The following is a 21,297-nucleotide window of genomic DNA, read 5'->3' on the forward strand; positions in this document are numbered from 1 at the left end:
ATGGGAGGATCCCGGACATGCTCCGTTGGTTGACGTCCGGTGAGTCGCACGGTCCCGCCCTGGTGGGCGTCCTGGAGGGCCTCCCCGCGGGGGTCGAGGTCGAGTCGGCCCACATCCGGGACGCGCTGGCGCGCCGGCGGCTGGGCTACGGCCGCGGCGCGCGCATGAAGTTCGAGCAGGACGAGGTGCGCATCCTCGGCGGCGTGCGCCTGGGCGAGTCCCAGGGCGGCCCGGTGGCGATCGAGATCGGCAACACCGAGTGGCCGAAGTGGGTCGACGTGATGTCGTCCGACCCGGTGGACGACCCGGAGAAGCTGAACCGCGCCCGCAACGCCCCGCTGACGCGCCCCCGCCCGGGCCACGCGGACCTGGTGGGCATGCGCAAGTACGCGTTCGACGACGCGCGCCCGGTGCTGGAGCGGGCCTCGGCGCGGGAGACCGCGGCCCGGGTCGCGCTGGGCACGGTCGCGGCGCGGTTCCTGGAGCAGGCGGCGGGCGTGCGGCTGGTGTCGCACGTCGTCGGCATCGGCCCGGTGAGCGCCCCGGAGGACGCGACGCTGCCGACCCCCGACGACGTGGCGGCGCTGGACGGCGACCCGGTGCGCTGCTTCGACGCGGCGACGTCGGCGGCGATGGTCGCGGAGATCGACCAGTGCCACAAGGACGGCGACACGCTCGGCGGCGTGGTCGAGGTGCTCGTGTACGGGCTGCCGTCCGGCCTCGGCTCGTACGTGCACGCCGACCGGCGCCTCGACGCGCGGCTCGCGGGCGCGCTCATGGGCATCCAGGCGATCAAGGGCGTCGAGGTCGGCGACGGCTTCCGCACGGCGACGCGCCGGGGCTCGCAGGCGCACGACGAGATGGAGCGCGACGCCGACGGCCTGATCCGGCGCCGCACCAACCGCGCGGGCGGCATCGAGGGCGGCATGACCAACGGCGAGGTCCTGCGGGTCCGCGCCGCGATGAAGCCGATCTCGACGGTGCCGCGCGCGCTGGCGACGGTCGACACCGCGACGGGCGAGCCGGCCCAGGCGCAGCACCAGCGCTCCGACGTCTGCGCGGTCCCGCCGGCGGCCGTGGTGGCCGAGGCGATGGTCGCCCTCGTGGTCGCGGACGCGCTGCTCGAGAAGACCGGCGGCGACTCGGTCGGCGAGGTGCGCCGCAACCTCGAGGCGTACGTCGCGTCGATCCCCGACCTGCTGCGATGACCTCCGCCGGCACCGGCGCCCGCCCGCGCGTCGTCCTGGTCGGCCCGCCCGGCTCGGGCAAGTCGACGGTCGCCCAGGCGCTCGCGCGGCGGTGGCAGCTCGCACCGCGGGACACCGACGCCGACGTGGAGGCGGCGGCCGGCAAGCCGGTCGCGGAGATCTTCGTGGACGACGGGGAGCCGCGGTTCCGCGAGCTCGAGCACGAGGCGGTGCGGGTCGCCCTGGCCGAGCACGACGGGGTGCTGGCGCTCGGCGGCGGTGCTGTGCTGCACCCGGCGACGCAGGACGCGCTGGCGGCGTACCGGGACGCGGGCGGCGTGGTGGTGTTCCTCGACGTGACGCTGCGGCACGCCGCGCCGCGGGTGGGGTTCAACCAGTCCCGTCCGCTGCTGCTCGGCAACCCGCGGGCCCGGTGGCAGGCGCTGATGGACGAGCGGCGGCCGGTGTACCAGCGGGTCGCGACGCTCGTCGTGTCGACGGACGGCATCACCCCCGCCCAGGTGGCGGAGCGGATCGAGGAGGCGCTGGCGGACCAGCGCGGCGGGAGCGAGGGCGGACGATGAGCGGCACGCGCACGGTCGAGGTCAGCGGCGAGCGGCCGTACGACGTGGTGATCGGCCGGCACCTGCTGGGCGAGCTGCCGCGCCTGCTCGGCGAGGGCGTCCGCAAGGTCCTGGTCATCCACCCCGCGGCGCTGGCGACGACCGCCGACGCCGTGCGCGACGACCTGACGGCCCACGGCTACGAGGCGCTGCTCGCCGAGGTGCCGGACGCGGAGCCGGCGAAGTCGGCCCAGGTGGCCGCGTTCTGCTGGCAGGTGCTCGGGCAGGCGGACTTCACGCGCAGCGACGCGATCATCGGGCTCGGCGGCGGCGCGACGACGGACCTCGCGGGGTTCGTCGCGTCCACCTGGCTGCGCGGCGTCAAGGTCGTGCACGTGCCGACGACCCTGCTGGCGATGGTCGACGCCGCGGTCGGCGGCAAGACCGGGATCAACACGGTCGAGGGCAAGAACCTGGTGGGGACGTTCCACGCCCCGGCCGGGGTGCTGTGCGACCTGGCGTCGCTGGAGAGCATGCCGAAGCACGACTACGTCGCCGGGCTCGCCGAGGTCGTGAAGTGCGGGTTCATCGCGGACCCGCGCATCCTCGAGCTGGTCGAGCAGCACGGGCCGGAGATCACCGACCCGGTGCGGGCCGCGGGCTCCGAGGTGCTGGCCGAGCTGGTCGAGCGCGCCGTCGCCGTGAAGGCCAGGGTCGTGGGGGAGGACCTCCGGGAGGCCGGGCTGCGGGAGATCCTCAACTACGGGCACACCCTGGGGCACGCGATCGAGCACGTCGAGCGGTACTCGTGGCGGCACGGCGCGGCGGTGTCCGTCGGCATGGTCTACGCGGCGGAGCTCGCGCGCCTGGCCGGCCGGCTGGACGACGCGGTCGTGGCGCGGCACCGGTCGATCCTCTCGGGCCTCGGCCTGCCGACCACGTACCGCGGCGACCGGTGGGACCAGCTGCACGCGGCGATGCGGCGGGACAAGAAGACCCGCGGGGACCTGCTGCGGTTCGTGGTGCTGGAGGACGTCGCGCGGCCGGCGCGGCTGGAGGGCCCGGACCCGACGCTGCTGGTCGCGGCGTACGCGGAAATCTCGGAGGGCGCGAGCACCCCGCGGGGGCTGTCGCTCGGCTGAGCACCGACAGGGCTGCGTCCTTGTCCGCGCGCCGCACAAGCTCTCAGCCTTGTAGCGCGCCGTACAAGGTCCACGCCTTGTAAGCGCACGTACAAGGCCCTAGCCTTGTCCGCATGTGGGTGCTGACGATCGACCAGGAGGGCAGCCGGACCGTCGGCGACCGGGTGTCCGACCTGCTCGCGGGCCTCGCCGCCGACTCCCCGCTCACCCGCGCCGCGCAGGACGCGGTCGTCCTGCCGTTCGAGCGGACGGTCGGCGACGAGGTCCAGGGCGTGCTCGCCGACCCCGGCCTGGTCGTCGCCCTCACGCTGCACCTGGTGCGGGCCGGCGGCTGGAGCGTCGGCATCGGCGCGGGCCCGGTCGACCGGCCGCTCCCGGCGTCGTCGCGCGAGGCGTCCGGCGCCGCGTTCATCCACGCCCGCGAGGCCGTCGACGCGGCGAAGTCCCGGGCGCGCACCGTGCCGGTCGCCGTGCGCGGCGCGCGGCCGGACGTGGCGGCCGAGGCGGAGGCGGTGCTCACCCTGCTCGGCGCGGTCGTCGCCCGCCGGACCCCCGCCGGCTGGTCCGTGGCCGACCGGATGACCACCGAGCCCGGGGGAGCGGCCCCGCGCCAGGAGGACGTCGCAGCGGCGCTCGGCATCAGCCAGCAGGCCGTGAGCGAGCGGCTGCGCACCGCCCTGTGGTTCGAGGAGGTCGCCGCCCGGCCGGCCGCGGCGCGCCTGCTCCGGCTCGCCGCCGCGACCGATGACGATGGGCACCCGGGCCGGACCGAGGAGGACGCGTGACACCGCTGTGGGGCGCCGTCGTCGTCGTGGCCGCGCTGGCGGTCAGCGCGGGGCTCGGGTGGGTCGCCGCCGCCGGCGTGCTGGTGCTGGCCGACCGGACGGGCGGTGGCCGCAGGCGGGCCCCGCGGGGGTCGCGTCGCCGACCGCGCGCCGCGGACGACCAGCCCGCCCGCTCCGCCGACGACGGGCCCGACGGCGACCGCGCCCGGGCGAAGCTGCGCGGCGGCACCTGGATCGGCGTCCTGGAGCGGCTCGCCGTCACCGGCACGCTGCTCGCCGGCGAGCCCGGCGGCGTCGCGGTCGTCGTGGCGATCAAGGGCCTCGGCCGCTACCCGGAGCTGCGCACCGGAGACGACCCGGCCGTGTCCGAGCGGTTCGTCATCGGGACGCTGGCGTCCCTGGTGTGGGCGGCGGGCCTCGGCGTGCTGGGCCGCTGGCTGCTGACGCGCTGAGCACGGCGCGCAGCGGCCGTCCGCTCCTGCACGGTACGATGGTCGGCGGCCCAGCCCCGTCCCGCCTCGCGGACGCCCGTGGCGGCCGACCGACGCACCCCAGGACAGGAAGCAGCGACACGTGGCGACGACGAACGACCTGAAGAACGGCACCGTGCTGAAGATCGACGGCCAGCTCTGGACGGTCATCGAGTTCCAGCACGTGAAGCCCGGCAAGGGCGGTGCGTTCGTCCGGACCAAGCTCAAGAACGTGCTGTCGGGCAAGGTCGTCGACCGCACGTTCAACGCGGGCCTGAAGATCGAGACCGCGAACGTCGACAAGCGCGACATGCAGTACCTGTACAAGGACGGCGACGACTTCGTGTTCATGGACACGGACACCTACGACCAGATCACCGTCCCGGCGGCGACCGTGGGCGACGCCGCGAACTTCATGCTCGAGAGCACGAACGCGATGGTCGCGACCAACGAGGGCGTGCCGCTCTACGTCGAGCTGCCGCCGTCGGTCACGCTCATGGTGACGTACACCGAGCCCGGCCTGCAGGGCGACCGCTCCTCGGCCGGCACGAAGCCCGCGACGCTGGAGACCGGCTACCAGATCCAGGTCCCGCTGTTCCTGGAGTCGGACACCAAGGTCAAGGTCGACACCCGTGACGGCAGCTACCTGGGTCGCGTGAACGACTGACGTGGGTGCACGCACCAAGGCCCGCAAGCGGGCCCTCGACGTCCTCTTCGAGGCGGAGCAGCGCCGGCTCGACCCGCTGACCCTGCTCGCGGACCGGATCGCCCAGCCCGGCACCGAGGCGGCGCTGCCGCAGTACTCGGTCGAGCTGGTCGAGGGCGTGCAGGCGCAGCGGGCGCGGATCGACGAGGTCATCGCCACGCACTCGCACGGCTGGACGATCGAGCGCATGCCGGCCGTCGACAGGGAGCTCCTCCGGATCGGCGCCTGGGAGATCCTGTTCAACGACGACGTGCCCGACGCGGTCGCCGTGGACGAGGCCGTCGAGCTCGCGCGCAGCCTGTCCACGGACGAGAGCCCGGGCTTCGTGAACGGCCTCCTGGGCCGCCTGGTCGACCTCAAGCCGACCCTGCTGGCCTGACGCCCCCATCGCCTCGCACGGCCCCCTGCCCTCCCGGGCGGGGGGCCGTCGTGCGTCCGGGCGCGGGCGTGGTGAGGGTCACGGGCCGCCCGGCGTGGACGCCACCGCCCCCGCGTCGGTGCGCCCTGTAAGGTGCCCGGGACAGGCATTCCTTTAACACCGTCCAGTGAGGCGGGGAAGGAGCGGCCCGGATGACCTCCGGTACCCCCGTGCCCGGCGACGACAGCGTCGCAGGCACCACCGCGACCGTCGTGCTCGGCGAGCAGGACGTGGCCCGCGCGCTGACGCGCATCGCCCACGAGATCCTCGAGCGCAACAAGGGCGGCGACGACCTCGTCGTCCTCGGCATCCCGACCCGCGGCGTCCCGCTGGCGCACCGGCTGGCCGAGCGGCTGGCGGCCGTCGAGCCCGGCCTGGTCGCGGAGCAGATCGTCGGCAGCCTCGACGTCACGATGTACCGCGACGACCTGGCGCAGCACCCCACCCGCACGATCGGCGCGACGAGCGTCCCCGCGGGCGGCATCGACGGCAAGGTCGTGGTGCTGGTCGACGACGTGCTGTACTCCGGCCGCACGATCCGCGCGGCGCTGGACGCCCTGAACGACCTGGGCCGCCCGCGCGCGGTGCAGCTCGCGGCGCTGGTCGACCGGGGGCACCGGGAGCTGCCGATCCGGGCGGACTTCGTCGGGAAGAACCTCCCGACGTCGACGGTCGAGCGCGTCCGCGTGCTCATGGCCGAGACCGACGGCCGCACCGCCGTGCTGATCGAGGGGGGCGCGCGATGAGGCACCTGCTCTCGACGACGGACCTGGACCGCGCGGCGGCGATCCGCGTGCTGGACACGGCCGCCCAGATGGCCGCGACGCAGGGCCGGCAGATCAAGAAGCTCCCGACGCTGCGCGGCCGCACGGTGGTGAACCTGTTCTTCGAGGACTCCACTCGCACGCGCATCTCGTTCGAGACGGCCGCCAAGCGGCTGAGCGCGGACGTCATCAACTTCTCGGCCAAGGGGTCGAGCGTGTCCAAGGGCGAGTCGCTCAAGGACACCGCGCTGACCCTGCAGGCGATGGGCGCGGACGCGATCGTGATCCGGCACCAGGCGTCGGGCGCGCCGCACACCCTCGCGCACGCCGGCTGGACCGAGGCCGCGGTGGTCAACGCCGGCGACGGGATGCACCAGCACCCCACGCAGGCGCTCCTGGACGCGTTCACCATCCGGCGGCACCTCACGGGCGACGCGGCCAACCCGGACGGCGTCGGCAACGACCTCGCCGGGCTGCACGTCGCGGTGGTCGGGGACGTCCTGCACAGCCGCGTCGCCCGGTCGAACGTCGACCTGCTGCACACGCTCGGCGCCCGGGTGACCCTGGTCGCGCCGCCGACGCTGCTGCCCGTCGGCGTGGGCCCGTGGCCGGCGGAGGTGTCCTACCGGCTGGACGACGTGCTCGCCCAGGGCCCGGACGCGGTGATGATGCTCCGCGTGCAGCGCGAGCGGATGTCGACGGCGGGCGGCGGGTTCTTCCCGAGCCCGCTGGAGTACACGCGGCTGTACGGCCTCGACGCGCGCCGCCTCGCGACCCTGCCCGACCACGCGATCGTGCTGCACCCCGGCCCGATGAACCGCGGGCTGGAGATCTCGGCGGACGCGGCCGACTCCCCGCGCGCGGTGATCGTCGAGCAGGTCGCGAACGGCGTGGCGGTGCGGATGGCCGTGCTGTACCTGCTGCTCGCGGGCGACGGCGACACCGGCGCGGCGCCCGCCACCGGCGCGGTGCCCACGATCCAGACCCGCACGACCACCGAGGTGAGCGCACGATGACCACGCAGTACCTGCTCAAGGACGTGGCCCCGCTCGGTGGCGAGCGCACGGACGTGCTGATCGCCGGCGGCCTGGTCGCGGCGATCGGCGCGGAGGCGGGGGACGCGAGCGAGAACGCTCCCGACGACCTGCACGTGATCGACGCGACCGGCATGGTGCTGCTGCCCGGCCTGGTCGACCTGCACACCCACCTGCGCGAGCCCGGGCGGGAGGACGCCGAGACCATCGCGTCCGGCACGCGCGCCGCGGCGGTCGGCGGGTTCACCGCGGTGCACGCGATGGCGAACACGACCCCGACGCAGGACACGGCGGGCGTGGTGGAGCAGGTGTGGCGGCTCGGCCGCGAGGCCGGCTGGGTCGACGTGCACCCGGTCGGCGCCGTGAGCGTCGGGCTGGCGGGGGAGCACCTGGCCGAGCTGGGCGCGATGGCCGACTCGGCCGCCCGCGTCCGGGTGTTCTCCGACGACGGGAAGTGCGTGCACGACCCCGTGCTGATGCGCCGCGCGCTGGAGTACGTGAAGGCGTTCGACGGGGTCGTCGCCCAGCACGCCCAGGAGCCGCGGCTCACCGAGGGCGCCCAGATGCACGAGGGCGTGGTATCCGCGGAGATCGGCCTGGCCGGCTGGCCCGCGGTGGCGGAGGAGGCGGTGATCGCCCGCGACGTGCTGCTGGCCGAGCACGTCGGCTCGCGGCTGCACGTCTGCCACCTGTCGACCGCCGGCTCGGTGGAGATCATCCGCTGGGCCAAGTCCCGCGGCATCGACGTGACCGCCGAGGTGACGCCGCACCACCTGGTCCTCACCGACGAGGAGGCGCGCGGCTACGACCCGGTGTTCAAGGTGAACCCGCCGCTGCGCACGCAGGCCGACGTGGACGCGGTCCGCGCGGGGCTCGCGGACGGGACGATCGACATCGTCGCGACCGACCACGCCCCGCACACCCGCGAGGACAAGGACTGCGAGTGGGCGGCCGCCGCGTTCGGCATGACCGGCCTGGAGACCGCGCTGTCCGTCGTGCAGCAGACGATGGTCGACACCGGCCGCATGACCTGGGCGGACGTCGCCCGGGTGCTGTCGGCGAACCCGGCGCGCATCGGCCGCGTCGAGGGCCACGGCCGCCCCGTGGCCGTGGGGGAGCCCGCGAACCTCGTGCTGGTCGACCCCGCCGCCCGCCGGGTGGTCGAGCCGGAGCAGCAGGCGACCGCCTCGGCGAACTCGCCGCTGCGCGGCCGGGAGCTCCCGGGCCGGGTCGTCGCGACGTTCCTGCGCGGGCGCGCCACGGTGCTCGACGGCGTGCCGCAGGACGACGCGACCGGCAGCCGGCACGGCGCGCCGTTCGCCGCGGGGCGGGTGACGCCCTGATGCCGCCCTGGCTCTCCGTCACGATCCTCGTCGTGCTCGGCGTCGCCCTGCTGCTCGGCATGGTGAAGGGCTGGCGGCGCCTGCAGCGCGGCACGAGCGAGGTCCCCGCCCCGCCGGCGGTCCCGGACGAGGCGGAGCTCGGCGCCGCTCGGACCGCCGCGTTCGACGGCGTCTACGTCTCGAGCACCCGCGCGGGCGACTGGCTGGACCGGGTCGGCGCGCACGGCCTCGGCGTACGGTCCGTCGCCCAGGTGCAGGTGCACGACGCGGGCGTGGTCGTACGACGACGAGGCGCGCCGGACGTGTTCGTCCCGCGCGCGGCGCTGCGCGCGGTCGGCACGTCCGGCGGCATGGCCGGAAAGGTGGTCGGCGGGGAGGGCCTGGTCGTGCTGACCTGGGTGCCCGACCCGCAGCGCGACCCCCGCGGCCTCGACACGGGCCTGCGCCTGCGGCACCCGCACGAGCGGGACGAGCTGCGCGCGGCCGCCCAGGAACTGATCGGATCGACGCCCGCCGCGAGCGGGCCGGAGGAGACACGATGACGGACGCACTGCTGGTCCTCGAGGACGGGCGGACGTTCGCCGGCGAGTCCTACGGGGCCACCGGCCAGACCTGGGGCGAGATCGTCTTCAACACCGGCATGACCGGGTACCAGGAGACGCTCACCGACCCCAGCTACCACCGCCAGATCGTCGTGATGACGGCGCCGCACATCGGCAACACCGGCGTGAACGACGAGGACCCGGAGTCGGGCCGCATCTGGGTGTCCGGCTACGTGGTGCGCGACCCCGCGCGCCGCGCGTCGAGCTGGCGGTCCCGCCGGACGCTCGACGAGGAGCTGGCCGCGCAGGGCGTCGTCGGCATCTCCGGCGTCGACACCCGGGCGCTGACCCGGCACCTGCGCGAGCGCGGCGTGATGCGAGCGGCCATCGTGTCCGGCGACGCGCTGCTCGACGCCGCGGGCCGCCCGCGCGCCGCCGAGGACCTGGTCACCGAGGTGCGCGAGCGCCCGCAGATGGCCGGCGCCGACCTGGCGGGCGAGGTCTCGACCGACGCCGCGTACGTCGTCCCGGCGCTCGGCCCGGACGGGCAGCCGCTCACCGAGCCCGTGGCGCGCGTCGCCGCGGTGGACCTCGGCATCAAGTCGATGACCCCGCAGCGGATGGCCGAGCGGGGCATCGAGGTGCACGTGCTGCCCGCGCTGTCGTCGATCGACGACGTGCTCGCGACCGCCCCCGACGGCGTGTTCTTCTCGAACGGCCCCGGCGACCCGGGTGCCGCGACGCACGAGGTCGAGCTGCTCCGCGAGGTGCTGGACCGGAGGATCCCGTTCTTCGGCATCTGCTACGGAAACCAGATCCTCGGCCGGGCCCTCGGGTACGGGACCTACAAGCTCGGCTACGGGCACCGCGGCGTGAACCAGCCGGTGCTCGACCGCGCCACCGGCCGGGTGGAGATCACCGCGCACAACCACGGCTTCGCCGTCGACGCCCCGCTCGACGAGGTGTCGGTCGCCCCGCACGACGGCGGCCGCTACGGCCGGGTCACGGTCTCGCACGTCGACCTGAACGACGACGTGGTGGAGGGCCTCGCGGCGCTCGACCTGCCCGCGTTCTCCGTCCAGTACCACCCGGAGGCCGCGGCCGGCCCGCACGACGCCGCCTACCTGTTCGACCGGTTCCTCGACCTGATGCGCGACCCGGCCGCCGGCGCCGCCGCCGCCGGTCAGGCCACCGACCCCGCGACCCCGAAGGGAGCCGGCGCCTGATGCCTCGCCGCACCGACATCCACAGCGTCCTCGTCATCGGCTCCGGCCCGATCGTCATCGGCCAGGCCGCCGAGTTCGACTACTCCGGCACCCAGGCGTGCCGCGTGCTCAAGGAGGAGGGCCTGCGGGTCGTCCTCGTGAACTCCAACCCGGCCACGATCATGACCGACCCGGAGTTCGCCGACGCCACCTACGTCGAGCCGATCACGACCGAGGTCCTCACCACGATCATCGCCAAGGAGCGCCCGGACGCGATCCTGCCGACGCTGGGCGGCCAGACCGCGCTCAACGCCGCGATCGCGCTGGACGAGGCCGGCGTGCTCGAGCAGTACGGCGTCGAGCTGATCGGCGCGAACATCCCCGCCATCCAGAAGGGCGAGGACCGCGAGCAGTTCAAGCAGGTGGTCGAGGTCTGCGGCGGCGAGTCCGCGCGGTCCGCGATCGTGCACACCATCGACGACGCGCTGGCCGCCGTGCAGGACCTCGGCTACCCCGTGGTCGTGCGCCCGTCGTTCACGATGGGCGGGCTGGGCTCCGGCATCGCCTACGACGAGGCCGACCTGCGCCGGATCGTCGGCCAGGGCCTGCACTACTCGCCGACCACCGAGGTGCTCCTGGAGGAGTCGATCCTCGGCTGGAAGGAGTACGAGCTCGAGCTGATGCGCGACAAGAACGACAACGTCGTGGTCGTCTGCTCTATCGAGAACGTCGACCCGGTCGGCGTGCACACCGGCGACTCCGTCACCGTGGCCCCGGCGCTGACCCTGACGGACCGCGAGTTCCAGCGGCTGCGCGACATCGGCATCGCGGTCATCCGCGAGGTCGGCGTCGACACCGGCGGCTGCAACATCCAGTTCGCGATCCACCCGGACACCGGCCGGATCATCGTCATCGAGATGAACCCGCGCGTGTCCCGCTCCTCCGCGCTGGCGTCGAAGGCCACCGGGTTCCCGATCGCGAAGATCGCCGCCCGACTGGCCGTCGGCTACACGCTGGACGAGATCCCGAACGACATCACGGGCTCCACCCCGGCCTCCTTCGAGCCCACGCTCGACTACGTCGTGGTCAAGGTGCCGCGGTTCGCGTTCGAGAAGTTCCCGGCGGCCGACCCGACGCTCACCACGACCATGAAGTCGGTCGGCGAGGCGATGGCCCTCGGACGCAACTTCACCGAGGCGCTCGGCAAGGCGATGCGGTCCCTGGACCGGAAGGGGTCGACGTTCCACTGGGACGACGAGCCGCTGACCGGGGAGGCGCTCGACGCGCTCGTCGGGACCATCTCGCGGCCGACCGAGCACCGCCTGGTCGACGTCCAGCAGGTGCTCCGCGCCGGCGTCACGGTCGACGAGGTGTACGCCCGCACGGGGATCGACCCCTGGTTCCTCGACCAGGTGCAGCTGATCAACGAGGTGGCCGCCGAGACGGCCGCCGCGCCGGAGCTGAGCCGCGCCGTGCTCGCCCGCGCCAAGCGGCACGGGCTGTCGGACACGCAGATCGCAGCGCTGCGCGGGGACAGCGAGGACGTCGTGCGCGGCGTCCGGCACGCCCTGGGCGTCCGGCCGGTCTACAAGACGGTCGACACCTGCGCCGCCGAGTTCGCCGCCCGCACGCCGTACCACTACTCGTCCTACGACGAGGAGACGGAGATCGCCCCGCGCGAGCGTCCCGCGGTGCTGATCCTCGGCTCGGGCCCGAACCGCATCGGCCAGGGCATCGAGTTCGACTACTCGTGCGTGCACGCGACGCTGGCGCTCAAGGGCGAGTTCGAGACCGTCATGGTCAACTGCAACCCCGAGACGGTGTCCACCGACTACGACACGGCGGACCGCCTGTACTTCGAGCCGCTGACGTTCGAGGACGTCCTCGAGGTCTACGAGGCCGAGAAGGCCGCCGGACCGGTCGCGGGCATCATCGTGCAGCTCGGCGGCCAGACCCCGCTGTCGCTCGCGCAGCGGCTGGAGGACGCGGGCCTGCCGATCCTGGGCACGCCCCCGAAGGCCATCGACGCCGCCGAGGACCGCGGGGCGTTCGGCGCCGTGCTGGCCGCCGCGGTGCTGCCCGCGCCGGCGTTCGGCACCGCGACGACGCTGCCCGTGGCGCGCGAGACGGCCGCCCGCATCGGCTACCCGGTGCTGGTCCGCCCGTCCTACGTGCTCGGCGGCCGCGGCATGGAGATCGTGTACTCCGACGAGCAGCTGACCGAGTACGTCGAGCGGGCGCTGGCCGACGCCACCGCGCGGGGCGGCTCGCTGCCCCCGCTGCTGATCGACCGGTTCCTGGACGACGCCATCGAGATCGACGTCGACGCGCTGTACGACGGCACCGAGCTGTTCCTCGGCGGCGTCATGGAGCACATCGAGGAGGCCGGCATCCACTCCGGCGACTCCGCGTGCGTGCTCCCGCCGGTGACGCTGTCGGAGGCCGAGCTGCAGCGCATCCGCACCTCGACCGAGGCGATCGCGTCGGGCGTCGGCGTGCGCGGGCTGCTCAACATCCAGTTCGCGCTGGTCTCCGACGTGCTCTACGTCCTGGAGGCGAACCCGCGGGCGTCCCGCACGGTGCCGTTCGTCTCGAAGGCCACCGGGGTGCCGCTGGCCAAGGCGGCGGCGCTCATCATGACGGGCCGGTCGATCGCGGACCTGCGCCGCGAGGGCGTCCTGCCCGCCGACGACGCGAGCGTCCTGGACCTGGACGCGCCGATCGCCGTGAAGGAGGCCGTGCTGCCGTTCAAGCGGTTCCGCACCGGCGACGGCACGGTGGTCGACACCGTGCTCGGCCCGGAGATGCGGTCCACCGGCGAGGTCATGGGCTTCGACACCGACTTCCCGACGGCGTTCGCGAAGTCCCAGTCGGCGGCCTTCGGCGGTCTGCCGACGTCCGGCAAGGCGTTCATCTCGGTGGCCGACCGGGACAAGCGCTCGATCGTGTTCCCGGTCAAGCGCCTGGTCGAGCTCGGGTTCGAGATCCTCGCGACCGAGGGCACCGCGACGGTGCTGAAGCGCAACGGCATCGCGTCGACCGTCGTCCGGAAGTTCTCGCGGGGCCGCGGCCCGGCGGGGGAGCCGACGATCGTCGACCTCATCACCGCCGGCGAGGTCGAGATGGTCGTCAACACGCCGTCCGGCCAGGGCGCCCGCGCCGACGGGTACGAGATCCGCGCGGCCACGACCGCGGCCGACAAGGCCATCGTGACCACGGTGCAGCAGCTCGGTGCCGCGGTGCAGGCCATCGAGGCCGTCACCGCGGGCCCGTTCCGGGTCGCGAGCCTGCAGGAGCACGACGCGGCCACCGCGGCACGCCGGGCCGCGGTCGCGGAGGCCCGTGCGGAGGCGGCCGGCGCGGCGGCGGTGACGGCGTGAGGCCGTTCGGCGCCCGCCTCGCGGCGGCGACGGCCGAGCACGGCCCGCTGTGCGTCGGCATCGACCCGCACGTCTCGCTGCTCGATGCGTGGGGGCTGCCGGACTCCGCCGAGGGTCTGCGCCGGTTCGCGCTGACCGTCATGGAGGCCGTCGGCGGGCGGGTCGCCGCGGTGAAGCCGCAGTCGGCGTTCTTCGAGCGGCACGGGTCCGCGGGCGTCGCCGTGCTGGAGGAGGTCGTGGCCGCCGGCCGGGACACCGGCACGCTGGTCGTCGTGGACGCCAAGCGCGGGGACATCGGCTCGACCATGGGCGCCTACGCGGACGCGTACCTGCGCGACGGGTCGCCCCTGGCCGGCGACGCGCTGACGGTGTCGCCGTACCTGGGGTTCGGCTCGCTGGCGCCGGCGGTCGAGGCGGCCCTGGCCACGGGACGCGGGCTGTTCGTGCTCGCGCTGACCTCCAACCCCGAGGGGCCCGCGGTGCAGCACGCCCGCGACGCCGACGGGGTGGCGGTCGCGGACCGGGTCGCGCGGGAGGCGGCCGAGGCCAACGCGGCGGAGCTCGCGCGGGCCGGGGGCGACCTCGGGTCCGTCGGTCTGGTCGTCGGGGCCACCATCGGCGACGCGGCGGCCCGCCTCGGGGTCGACCTCGCGGCCGTCCGGGGCCCGCTCCTGGCGCCCGGCGTCGGCGCGCAGGGAGCCGGCCCGGCGGAGCTGGCCGCGGTGTTCGGCGCCGCCCGCTCGGCGGTGCTCGCGTCGAGCTCCCGCGGGGTGCTCGCGGCGGGCCCGGACCCCCGGGCGCTCCGGGACGCCGCCCGCGCGGCGGCGGACGCGGCGGGCGCGGCCCTGCGCTGACCCGCCCGCACCCGGGGCACCCGCGGGCACCCGCGGGCACCCGCGCCGATCGCGCCCCGTGGCCGGGACCGCGCCTTCTGCAGGGGGCGCGGTCCCGGCCACGGGGCGCAGTCGGTGCGCCCGGCGTCCGGGCGGACCGGGGCCCCGGGGGAAGGCCGCCCGGTGCGACACGCTGCGGGGACGTGCCGGACCGGCCATCCCGTGCCATCCTCGGGAGATGGGGTCCGCGGGGCCCGGTGCGACGTCGCACCGGGGGCTGAGGATCACGTACGTTTCATGCCCCTGCCTCCTGACAGTGACGAGAAGGTGACTCACGTGGCACTTCCGACTCTCACCCCCGAGCAGCGCGCCGCGGCCCTCGAGAAGGCCGCCGCCGCCCGCCAGGCACGTGCGGAGGTCAAGAACCGGCTCAAGTACTCCCAGGGCACGCTGTCCGAGGTGATCGCGCAGGGCCAGAAGGACGAGACGATCGGCAAGCTCAAGGTCCTGGCGCTGCTGGAGTCCCTGCCCGGAGTGGGTAAGGTCAAGGCGCGCCAGATCATCACCGAGATCGGGATCTCCGAGACCCGTCGCGTGCGCGGCCTCGGCCCGCACCAGGTGAAGGCGCTCGTCGACCGGTTCGGGTGAACCGGCCGCCGGTCCCGTCCCCGGCCCCGCGAGGGGCCGCACAACTCCAGGAGCACCGCACAGCATGACGACGACGCGCGCCCGGCTGACCGTCCTCGCCGGACCGACCGCCGTCGGCAAGGGCACCGTGTCCGCCGACCTGCGCGCCCGGTACCCGCAGGTCTGGCTGTCGGTCTCGGCCACGACCCGGGCACCGCGGCCCGGGGAGGTCGACGGGGTGCACTACCACTTCGTGTCCGCCGAGGAGTTCGACGCGATGGTGGCGGGCGGTGAGCTGCTGGAGTGGGCGGTCGTGCACGGCCGCAACCGGTACGGCACCCCCCGGCGGCCGGTCGAGGAGCGCCTGGCCGCCGGGGAGCCCGCCCTGCTGGAGATCGACCTGCAGGGCGCGCGCCAGGTGCGCACGACCATGCCGGACGCGCAGTTCGTGTTCCTCGCGCCGCCGTCGATGGAGGAGCTGGTCCGCCGCCTGGTCGGGCGGGGGACCGAGGACGAGGAGGAGCGGGCACGCCGCCTCGCGACCGCGGAGGTCGAGATGGCCGCGGAGCCGGAGTTCGACCACGTGATCGTCAACGACGACGTGCGGCGCGCCACGGACGAGCTGGTCGCCCTGATGGGCTTGCCCGCCGCGGTAGACTGACCGGCAGTCCCCACCCTCACGACCTCGGGAGCCCTCGTGTCCGGAACCGTCGCCGAGCCCATCGGCATCACCGACCCGCCCATCGACCGTCTGCTGGAGCGCGCCGACTCCAAGTACGCGCTCGTCATCTACTCGGCCAAGCGCGCCCGGCAGATCAACGCCTACTACTCGCAGCTCAACGAGGGGCTGCTCGAGTACGTCGGCCCGCTGGTCGAGACCCGCCCGCAGGAGAAGCCGCTGTCCATCGCGATGCGCGAGATCGACGCGGGCCTGCTGACGGTCACCGCGAACGAGGCCTGAGCCTCCCACCCCCGTGCGCATCGTCCTGGGCGTCGCCGGCGGCATCGCCGCGTACAAGGCCGCCCACGTCCTGCGCCTGCTGACCGAGGCGGGGCACGACGTGCGCGTCGTGCCCACCCGGGCGGCCCTGGAGTTCGTCGGCCGTGCCACCTGGGAGGCCCTGTCGGGGCACCCGGTGACGCCCGAGGTGTTCGACGACGTCCCCGAGGTCGCGCACGTCCGCCTCGGGCGGCAGGCCGACCTCGTGGTCGTCGCCCCCGCCACGGCGGACCTCCTCGCGCGGGCCGCCTCCGGCCGGGCGGACGACCTGCTCGCCGCCACGCTGCTCACGGCGACGTGCCCGGTGCTGATGGCCCCGGCCATGCACACCGAGATGTGGCAGCACCCCGCGACGCGCGCGAACGTCGCGACGCTGCGCGAGCGCGGCGTGCACGTGCTCGACCCCGACTCCGGGCGACTGACCGGCGCGGACTCCGGCCCCGGCCGGCTGCCCGAGCCGGAGGCGATCGCCGCGGCCGCCCTCGCGCTGGTGGACCCGGAGGGCAAGCCGCGCCGGCAGGACCTGGCCGGCCGCACCGTCGTGGTCTCCGCCGGCGGCACCCGCGAGCCGCTCGACCCGGTCCGGTTCATCGGCAACCGGTCGTCCGGCAGGCAGGGCGTCGCGCTCGCGCGCACGGCCCTCGCCCGAGGGGCGCGCGTCACGCTCGTCGCCGCCAACCTCACGGTCCGCCCGCCCGCCGGGGTGCACGTCGTGCCCGTCGAGACGACCGCGCAGCTCCGCGACGCCGTCCGCTCCGCCGGGGCCGACGCGGACGTGGTGGTCATGGCCGCCGCCGTCGCCGACTTCCGGCCGGCCGTCGACCAGGCGCACAAGATCAAGAAGCAGCCGGACGGCGCCGTCGCGCCGCTGGAGCTGGTGCAGAACCCCGACGTGCTCGCCGAGCTGGTCACCGACCCGGTGCGCCCCGGGCAGGTCGTGGTCGGGTTCGCGGCCGAGACGGGCGACGCGGACGCGGGCGTCCTGGAGCACGGCCGCGCGAAGGCCCGCCGCAAGGGCGCCGCGCTGCTCGCCGTGAACGCCGTGGGCGCCGGGCGGGGCTTCGGGACCGAGCACAACGCCGTGACCGTGCTGGACGCGCGCGGCGAGGTCGTCGCGACGGCCGAGGGCAGCAAGGACGCCGTCGCCGACGGGCTGTGGGACGCGGTCGTGGACCGCCTGCAGGGCTAGCCGTCCCGGGCCAGTAGCCTGAGCGCATGACGATCGCCGACCTGCGCCTCTTCACGTCCGAGTCCGTCACCGAGGGGCACCCGGACAAGGTCTGCGACCAGATCTCCGACGCGATCCTCGACGCGATCCTGGAGCAGGACCCGACGGCCCGCGTCGCGGTCGAGACGATGGTCACCACCGGCCTCGTGCACGTCGCCGGCGAGGTGACCACCAGCGCCTACGTCGAGATCCCGCAGATCGTCCGCCAGGTCGTGCGCGGCATCGGCTACACCTCGTCCGACATCGGCTTCGACGGCGACTCCTGCGGCGTCTCCGTGTCGATCGGGCAGCAGTCCCCGGACATCGCGCAGGGCGTCGACAAGGCGCTGGAGTCCCGCCAGGACGCGGAGGACCACGACCCGCTGGACCTGCAGGGCGCCGGCGACCAGGGCCTGATGTTCGGCTACGCGTCGGACGACACGGACAGCCTGCTGCCGCTGCCGATCTGGCTGTCGCACCGCCTCGCGGAGCGCCTCGCGCTGGTCCGCAAGGAGGGCGTGGTCCCGGACCTGCGCCCCGACGGCAAGACGCAGGTGACGGTGGGCTACGAGGGCGACCGCGCGGTGCGGCTGGACACGGTCGTCCTGTCGACGCAGCACGGCCCCGGCGTGCACCTGGAGTCCGAGCTCGCCCCGGCGATCGCCGAGCACGTCGTCACGCCGGTCCTCGCGGACGCGGGGCTGGACCTCGACGTCAGCGACTACCGCCTGCTGGTGAACCCGACCGGGCAGTTCGTGGTCGGCGGTCCCCAGGGCGACGCGGGCCTGACCGGGCGGAAGATCATCGTCGACACCTACGGCGGCATGGCGCGCCACGGCGGCGGCGCGTTCTCCGGCAAGGACCCGTCGAAGGTCGACCGCTCCGCCGCGTACGCGATGCGCTGGGTCGCGAAGAACGTCGTCGCCGCGGGGCTGGCCCGCCGCTGCGAGGTGCAGGTCGCCTACGCGATCGGCAAGGCGCACCCCGTCGGCCTGTACGTCGAGACCTTCGGCACCGAGACCGTGCCCGTCGACCGGCTGACCGCCGCGATCCGCGAGGTGTTCGACCTGCGGCCCGCCGCGATCATCCGCGACCTGGACCTGCTGCGGCCGATCTACCAGCGCACCGCGGCGTACGGGCACTTCGGCCGGCCGCTGCCCGAGTTCACGTGGGAGCGCACCGACCGCGTCGACGCCCTGCGCGCCGCGCTGTCCTGACCGGGGCACGTCGATGACGGGGTGGCGCCCGTGACGTCCGGGCGCACGGGGAGCGCTGAGGGCACGGCGAGCCCGGGCACCCCCGAGCAGCCGACGCTGCTGGGGCTCGACGTCCCCGCGCGTCCCCGGCGGCGCGCCCGCGCCCGGGACGTCGACGTCGAGCCCGCCGCCGACCTGCCGGTGGCGCGGGTCGCCGTGGAGCTGTCGCCCCCGCACCTGGACCGGCCGTTCGAGTACCTGGTCCCGGCGACGCTCGCGGACGACGCGCTCCCCGGGACGCGCGTGAAGGTGCGGTTCGGCGCGCAGGACGTCGACGGCTACGTCCTGGAGCGCGTCGCCGAGGCGGACCACGACGGCGCCCTCGTCCCGCTGCGCCGCGTCGTCTCGGCGGAGCCGGTGCTGACGCCCGCCGTCACCCGGCTCGCGCGCGCCGTCGCCGACCGGTACGCGGGGACCCTCGCGGACGTGCTGCGCCTGGCCGTCCCGCCGCGGCACGCGCGGACGGAGGGAGAGGTCCCGGCAGCCGGGGACGCCCCCGCGGCCGGCGCCGCCGGCCCGGCCGCGGCCGGCCCGGCCGGTGCCCCCGGTGAGCTGTCGGGCGCCGCGTGGGCGCCGTACCGCGGTGGCGCCGCCTTCCTCGCGCACCTCGCCGCCGGCGGGTCGCCCCGCGCCGCGTGGTCCGCGCTGCCCGGCGGACCGGGGGAGCGGTGGCCGGACGCCGTCGCGCAGGCGGTCGCGGCGACGCTCGTCTCGGGCCGGGGCGCGCTGGTCGTGGTCCCCGACGCGCGCGACGTGGACCGGGTGTGCGCGGCGCTGGACGCCGCCGGGGTGCCCGCGTGGAGCCCGGACGTCACCGACGCCTCGCACGTGCGCCTCATGGCCGACGACGGCCCGTCGAAGCGGTACCGGGCCTACCTCGCCGCGCTGCGCGGGCACGCCCGCGTGGTCGTGGGCACCCGCGCCGCGGCGTTCGCCCCCGTGCGGGACCTCGGGCTGGCGGTGTGCTGGGACGACGGCGACGACCTGCACGCCGAGCCCCGTGCGCCGTACCCGCACGTCCGGGAGGTGCTGGGGCTGCGGGCCGAGACGGAGGGCTGCGGGCTGCTCCTCGCGGCGCACAGCCGGTCGGTGGAGGTGCAGGCCCTGGTCGCGTCCGGCTGGGTGCGGCCCGTCGCCGCCGACCGGGACGTGGTGCGGGCGCGGACGCCGCGGGTGCGCGCGCTGACCAGCGTCGAGCTGGCGCGGGAGGGTGCCGCGGCCGCCGCCCGGCTGCCCGGCGAGGCGTGGCGCACGATCCGCGACCGGCTCGCCGACGGCCCGGTGCTCGTGCAGGTGCCGCGCGCGGGGTACCTGCCGGCCGTGGCCTGCGCCCGGTGCCGCGAGGTCGCGCGCTGCACCCACTGCCACGGGCCCCTGCAGCTGCACTCCGGCGACGCGACCGCCCAGTGCGGCTGGTGCGGACGCCTCGCGACGCAGTGGCGCTGCGACGCCTGCGGCAACGGCACGTTCCGGTCGGTGGCCGTGGGGTCGGACCGGACGGCCGAGGAGCTGGGCCGCGCGTTCCCGGGCGCGACCGTGCGCACGTCCGGCGCCCGCTCGTCCGGCGGCGTGCTCGCCGAGGTCCCGGACCGGCCCGCGCTGGTGGTGTCCACGATCGGCGCCGAGCCGGTCGCCGCGGGCGGCTACGCGGCCGCGGTGCTGCTCGACGCGGCCGTGACGACCGGCTCCACGTCGCTGCGCGCCACGGAGGACGCGCTGCGCCGGTGGCTGACCGCCGCGGCGCTGGTGCGGTCCTCCCGGGACGGCGGCGTCGTGCTGCTGGTGGGCGACGGCGCGGAACGCCCGACCCAGGCCCTGGTGCGCTGGGACCCCGTCGGCCTCGCGGAGCGCGAGCTCGCCGAGCGCACCGAGGTCCGGCTGCCCCCGGCCGTCCGTGTCGCGGAGCTCACCGGCACGCGCGAGGTGGTGGCCGCCGTGCTCGCGCGCGTCGAGCTCCCGCCCGGGTCGGACGTGCTGGGGCCCGTGCCGGTGCCGGAGCCGCTGGCGCACGGGTCCGGCACGCACGGGTCGGTCGCGATGCAGGACTCGCTCGACCCGCCCGTGCGCGCGCTCGTGCGGGTGCCCGTCGCCGACGGCCGGGCGCTCGCCCGGTCGCTGGCGGCGTCCCTGGCCGTGCGCAGCGCCCGCCGTGAGGGCGGCTCGCTGCGCGTGCGGCTCGACCCCGAGGAGATGCTGTGACCGACCGGCCCGACTCCGCCGTGGACGCCGTCGTGTTCGACCTGGGCAACGTGCTCGTGCACTGGGACCCCGTGCTGCCCTTCGCGGGCCGGCTCCCCGACGACGCGGTGCGGCAGTTCTTCGCGGACGTCGACTTCCCGGCGCTCAACCACCGGCAGGACGCGGGCCGCCCCTGGAGCGAGGCCCGCGCCGAGGTCGCCGCCCGGCACCCGGAGCACGCCGCGACCCTGGACCTGTACGTCGAGCGGTTCGCCGACTCGCTGCCCGGGCCGGTGCCGGGCAGCGCCGCGGTGGTCGACGACCTGCGCGCCGCCGGGGTGCGGGTGCTGGGCCTGACCAACTGGTCGGCGGAGACGTTCCACCACGCGGTGCCGGCCGCGCCGGTCATCGGCCGCCTGGAAGCGGTCGTGGTGTCCGGGCAGGAGGGCGTCGCCAAGCCCGACCCGCGGATCTTCCGGCTCATCGCCCAGCGGCACCGGCTCGACCCCGCGCGCACGCTGTTCACCGACGACAGCCCCGCCAACGTCGCGGCCGCCGCGGCCGAGGGGTTCCAGGCGGTGCTGTTCACCGGCGCCGCGGAGCTGCGCACCGACCTGGTGGCGCGCGGCGCGCTGCCGGCGACCGCCTAGGATCGGT

At 75.4% G+C, this 21,297-nt stretch carries 21 protein-coding genes; all 21 read left to right on the plus strand.

Annotated features, from left to right (window positions below; translation table 11 throughout):
* Positions 1-17 precede the first annotated feature (17 nt).
* The 21 genes from aroC to KJP73_RS05175 all read left to right on the plus strand — a co-directional run bounded on the left by aroC (position 18) and on the right by KJP73_RS05175 (position 21,290).
* Entirely contained in the window at positions 18-1,208 is a 1,191-nt protein-coding gene (gene aroC / locus KJP73_RS05075; protein ID WP_213281694.1) for a chorismate synthase, read from the plus strand.
* Positions 1,205-1,771, plus strand: coding sequence for a shikimate kinase (locus tag KJP73_RS05080; RefSeq protein ID WP_213281695.1), 567 nt, complete (start codon positions 1,205-1,207; stop codon positions 1,769-1,771). The genes aroC and KJP73_RS05080 overlap by 4 nt, the downstream gene beginning before the upstream one ends.
* Positions 1,768-2,892, plus strand: a complete 1,125-nt coding sequence (gene aroB, locus KJP73_RS05085; protein WP_213281696.1) for a 3-dehydroquinate synthase — start codon at positions 1,768-1,770, stop codon at positions 2,890-2,892. The genes KJP73_RS05080 and aroB overlap by 4 nt, the downstream gene beginning before the upstream one ends.
* Positions 2,893-3,005: 113 nt before the next feature.
* Entirely contained in the window at positions 3,006-3,677 is a 672-nt protein-coding gene (locus KJP73_RS05090) for a SatD family protein (protein WP_213281697.1), read from the plus strand.
* The gene (locus KJP73_RS05095) at positions 3,674-4,129 is read left to right on the plus strand and encodes a hypothetical protein (protein ID WP_213281698.1); all 456 of its coding nucleotides are present in this window, start codon (positions 3,674-3,676) and stop codon (positions 4,127-4,129) included. Before KJP73_RS05090 ends, KJP73_RS05095 begins: the two co-directional genes overlap by 4 nt.
* 121 nt (positions 4,130-4,250) lie before the next feature.
* Positions 4,251-4,814: an elongation factor P gene (efp, locus tag KJP73_RS05100; RefSeq protein ID WP_213281699.1), complete on the plus strand. Its 564-nt coding sequence runs from the start codon at positions 4,251-4,253 to the stop codon at positions 4,812-4,814.
* A gap of 1 nt (position 4,815) precedes the next feature.
* Complete coding sequence (gene nusB / locus KJP73_RS05105) at positions 4,816-5,232, plus strand: transcription antitermination factor NusB (protein WP_213281700.1); 417 nt, start codon at positions 4,816-4,818, stop codon at positions 5,230-5,232.
* Between the two features lie 191 nt (positions 5,233-5,423).
* The gene (gene pyrR / locus KJP73_RS05110; protein ID WP_213281701.1) at positions 5,424-6,017 is read left to right on the plus strand and encodes a bifunctional pyr operon transcriptional regulator/uracil phosphoribosyltransferase PyrR; all 594 of its coding nucleotides are present in this window, start codon (positions 5,424-5,426) and stop codon (positions 6,015-6,017) included.
* Positions 6,014-7,051, plus strand: coding sequence for an aspartate carbamoyltransferase catalytic subunit (locus KJP73_RS05115; RefSeq protein WP_213281702.1), 1,038 nt, complete (start codon positions 6,014-6,016; stop codon positions 7,049-7,051). The genes pyrR and KJP73_RS05115 overlap by 4 nt, the downstream gene beginning before the upstream one ends.
* The gene (locus tag KJP73_RS05120) at positions 7,048-8,412 is read left to right on the plus strand and encodes a dihydroorotase (protein ID WP_213281703.1); all 1,365 of its coding nucleotides are present in this window, start codon (positions 7,048-7,050) and stop codon (positions 8,410-8,412) included. Before KJP73_RS05115 ends, KJP73_RS05120 begins: the two co-directional genes overlap by 4 nt.
* The gene (locus KJP73_RS05125) at positions 8,412-8,954 is read left to right on the plus strand and encodes a hypothetical protein (protein ID WP_213281704.1); all 543 of its coding nucleotides are present in this window, start codon (positions 8,412-8,414) and stop codon (positions 8,952-8,954) included. The genes KJP73_RS05120 and KJP73_RS05125 overlap by 1 nt, the downstream gene beginning before the upstream one ends.
* The gene (gene carA / locus KJP73_RS05130; RefSeq protein ID WP_213281705.1) at positions 8,951-10,180 is read left to right on the plus strand and encodes a glutamine-hydrolyzing carbamoyl-phosphate synthase small subunit; all 1,230 of its coding nucleotides are present in this window, start codon (positions 8,951-8,953) and stop codon (positions 10,178-10,180) included. The genes KJP73_RS05125 and carA overlap by 4 nt, the downstream gene beginning before the upstream one ends.
* Positions 10,180-13,539, plus strand: a complete 3,360-nt coding sequence (gene carB / locus KJP73_RS05135) for a carbamoyl-phosphate synthase large subunit (protein WP_213281706.1) — start codon at positions 10,180-10,182, stop codon at positions 13,537-13,539. The genes carA and carB overlap by 1 nt, the downstream gene beginning before the upstream one ends.
* Positions 13,536-14,393: an orotidine-5'-phosphate decarboxylase gene (gene pyrF / locus KJP73_RS05140; RefSeq protein ID WP_213281707.1), complete on the plus strand. Its 858-nt coding sequence runs from the start codon at positions 13,536-13,538 to the stop codon at positions 14,391-14,393. The genes carB and pyrF overlap by 4 nt, the downstream gene beginning before the upstream one ends.
* Positions 14,394-14,708: 315 nt before the next feature.
* Positions 14,709-15,020, plus strand: a complete 312-nt coding sequence (gene mihF, locus KJP73_RS05145) for an integration host factor, actinobacterial type (protein ID WP_146832040.1) — start codon at positions 14,709-14,711, stop codon at positions 15,018-15,020.
* Positions 15,021-15,084: 64 nt separating this feature from the next.
* Positions 15,085-15,660, plus strand: coding sequence for a guanylate kinase (gene gmk, locus KJP73_RS05150; protein WP_213281708.1), 576 nt, complete (start codon positions 15,085-15,087; stop codon positions 15,658-15,660).
* A 36-nt stretch (positions 15,661-15,696) separates the two neighbouring features.
* The gene (gene rpoZ / locus KJP73_RS05155; RefSeq protein ID WP_203667121.1) at positions 15,697-15,960 is read left to right on the plus strand and encodes a DNA-directed RNA polymerase subunit omega; all 264 of its coding nucleotides are present in this window, start codon (positions 15,697-15,699) and stop codon (positions 15,958-15,960) included.
* 13 nt (positions 15,961-15,973) lie between these two features.
* A complete protein-coding gene (gene coaBC, locus KJP73_RS05160; RefSeq protein WP_213281709.1) occupies positions 15,974-17,188 on the plus strand; it encodes a bifunctional phosphopantothenoylcysteine decarboxylase/phosphopantothenate--cysteine ligase CoaBC in 1,215 nt (404 codons plus the stop codon).
* A gap of 26 nt (positions 17,189-17,214) precedes the next feature.
* Positions 17,215-18,423 carry a methionine adenosyltransferase gene (gene metK, locus KJP73_RS05165; protein ID WP_213281710.1) on the plus strand — a complete coding sequence of 403 codons (1,209 nt, stop codon included), beginning with the start codon at positions 17,215-17,217 and terminating at the stop codon, positions 18,421-18,423.
* Positions 18,424-18,453: 30 nt separating this feature from the next.
* Complete coding sequence (locus KJP73_RS05170) at positions 18,454-20,661, plus strand: primosomal protein N' (protein ID WP_213281711.1); 2,208 nt, start codon at positions 18,454-18,456, stop codon at positions 20,659-20,661.
* Positions 20,658-21,290, plus strand: coding sequence for an HAD family hydrolase (locus KJP73_RS05175; protein ID WP_213281712.1), 633 nt, complete (start codon positions 20,658-20,660; stop codon positions 21,288-21,290). Before KJP73_RS05170 ends, KJP73_RS05175 begins: the two co-directional genes overlap by 4 nt.
* The last annotated feature ends 7 nt before the right edge of the window (positions 21,291-21,297 follow it).

It is taken from the genome of Cellulomonas hominis, assembly GCF_901521055.1.
Taxonomy (GTDB): Bacteria; Actinomycetota; Actinomycetes; order Actinomycetales; family Cellulomonadaceae; genus Cellulomonas; species Cellulomonas endometrii.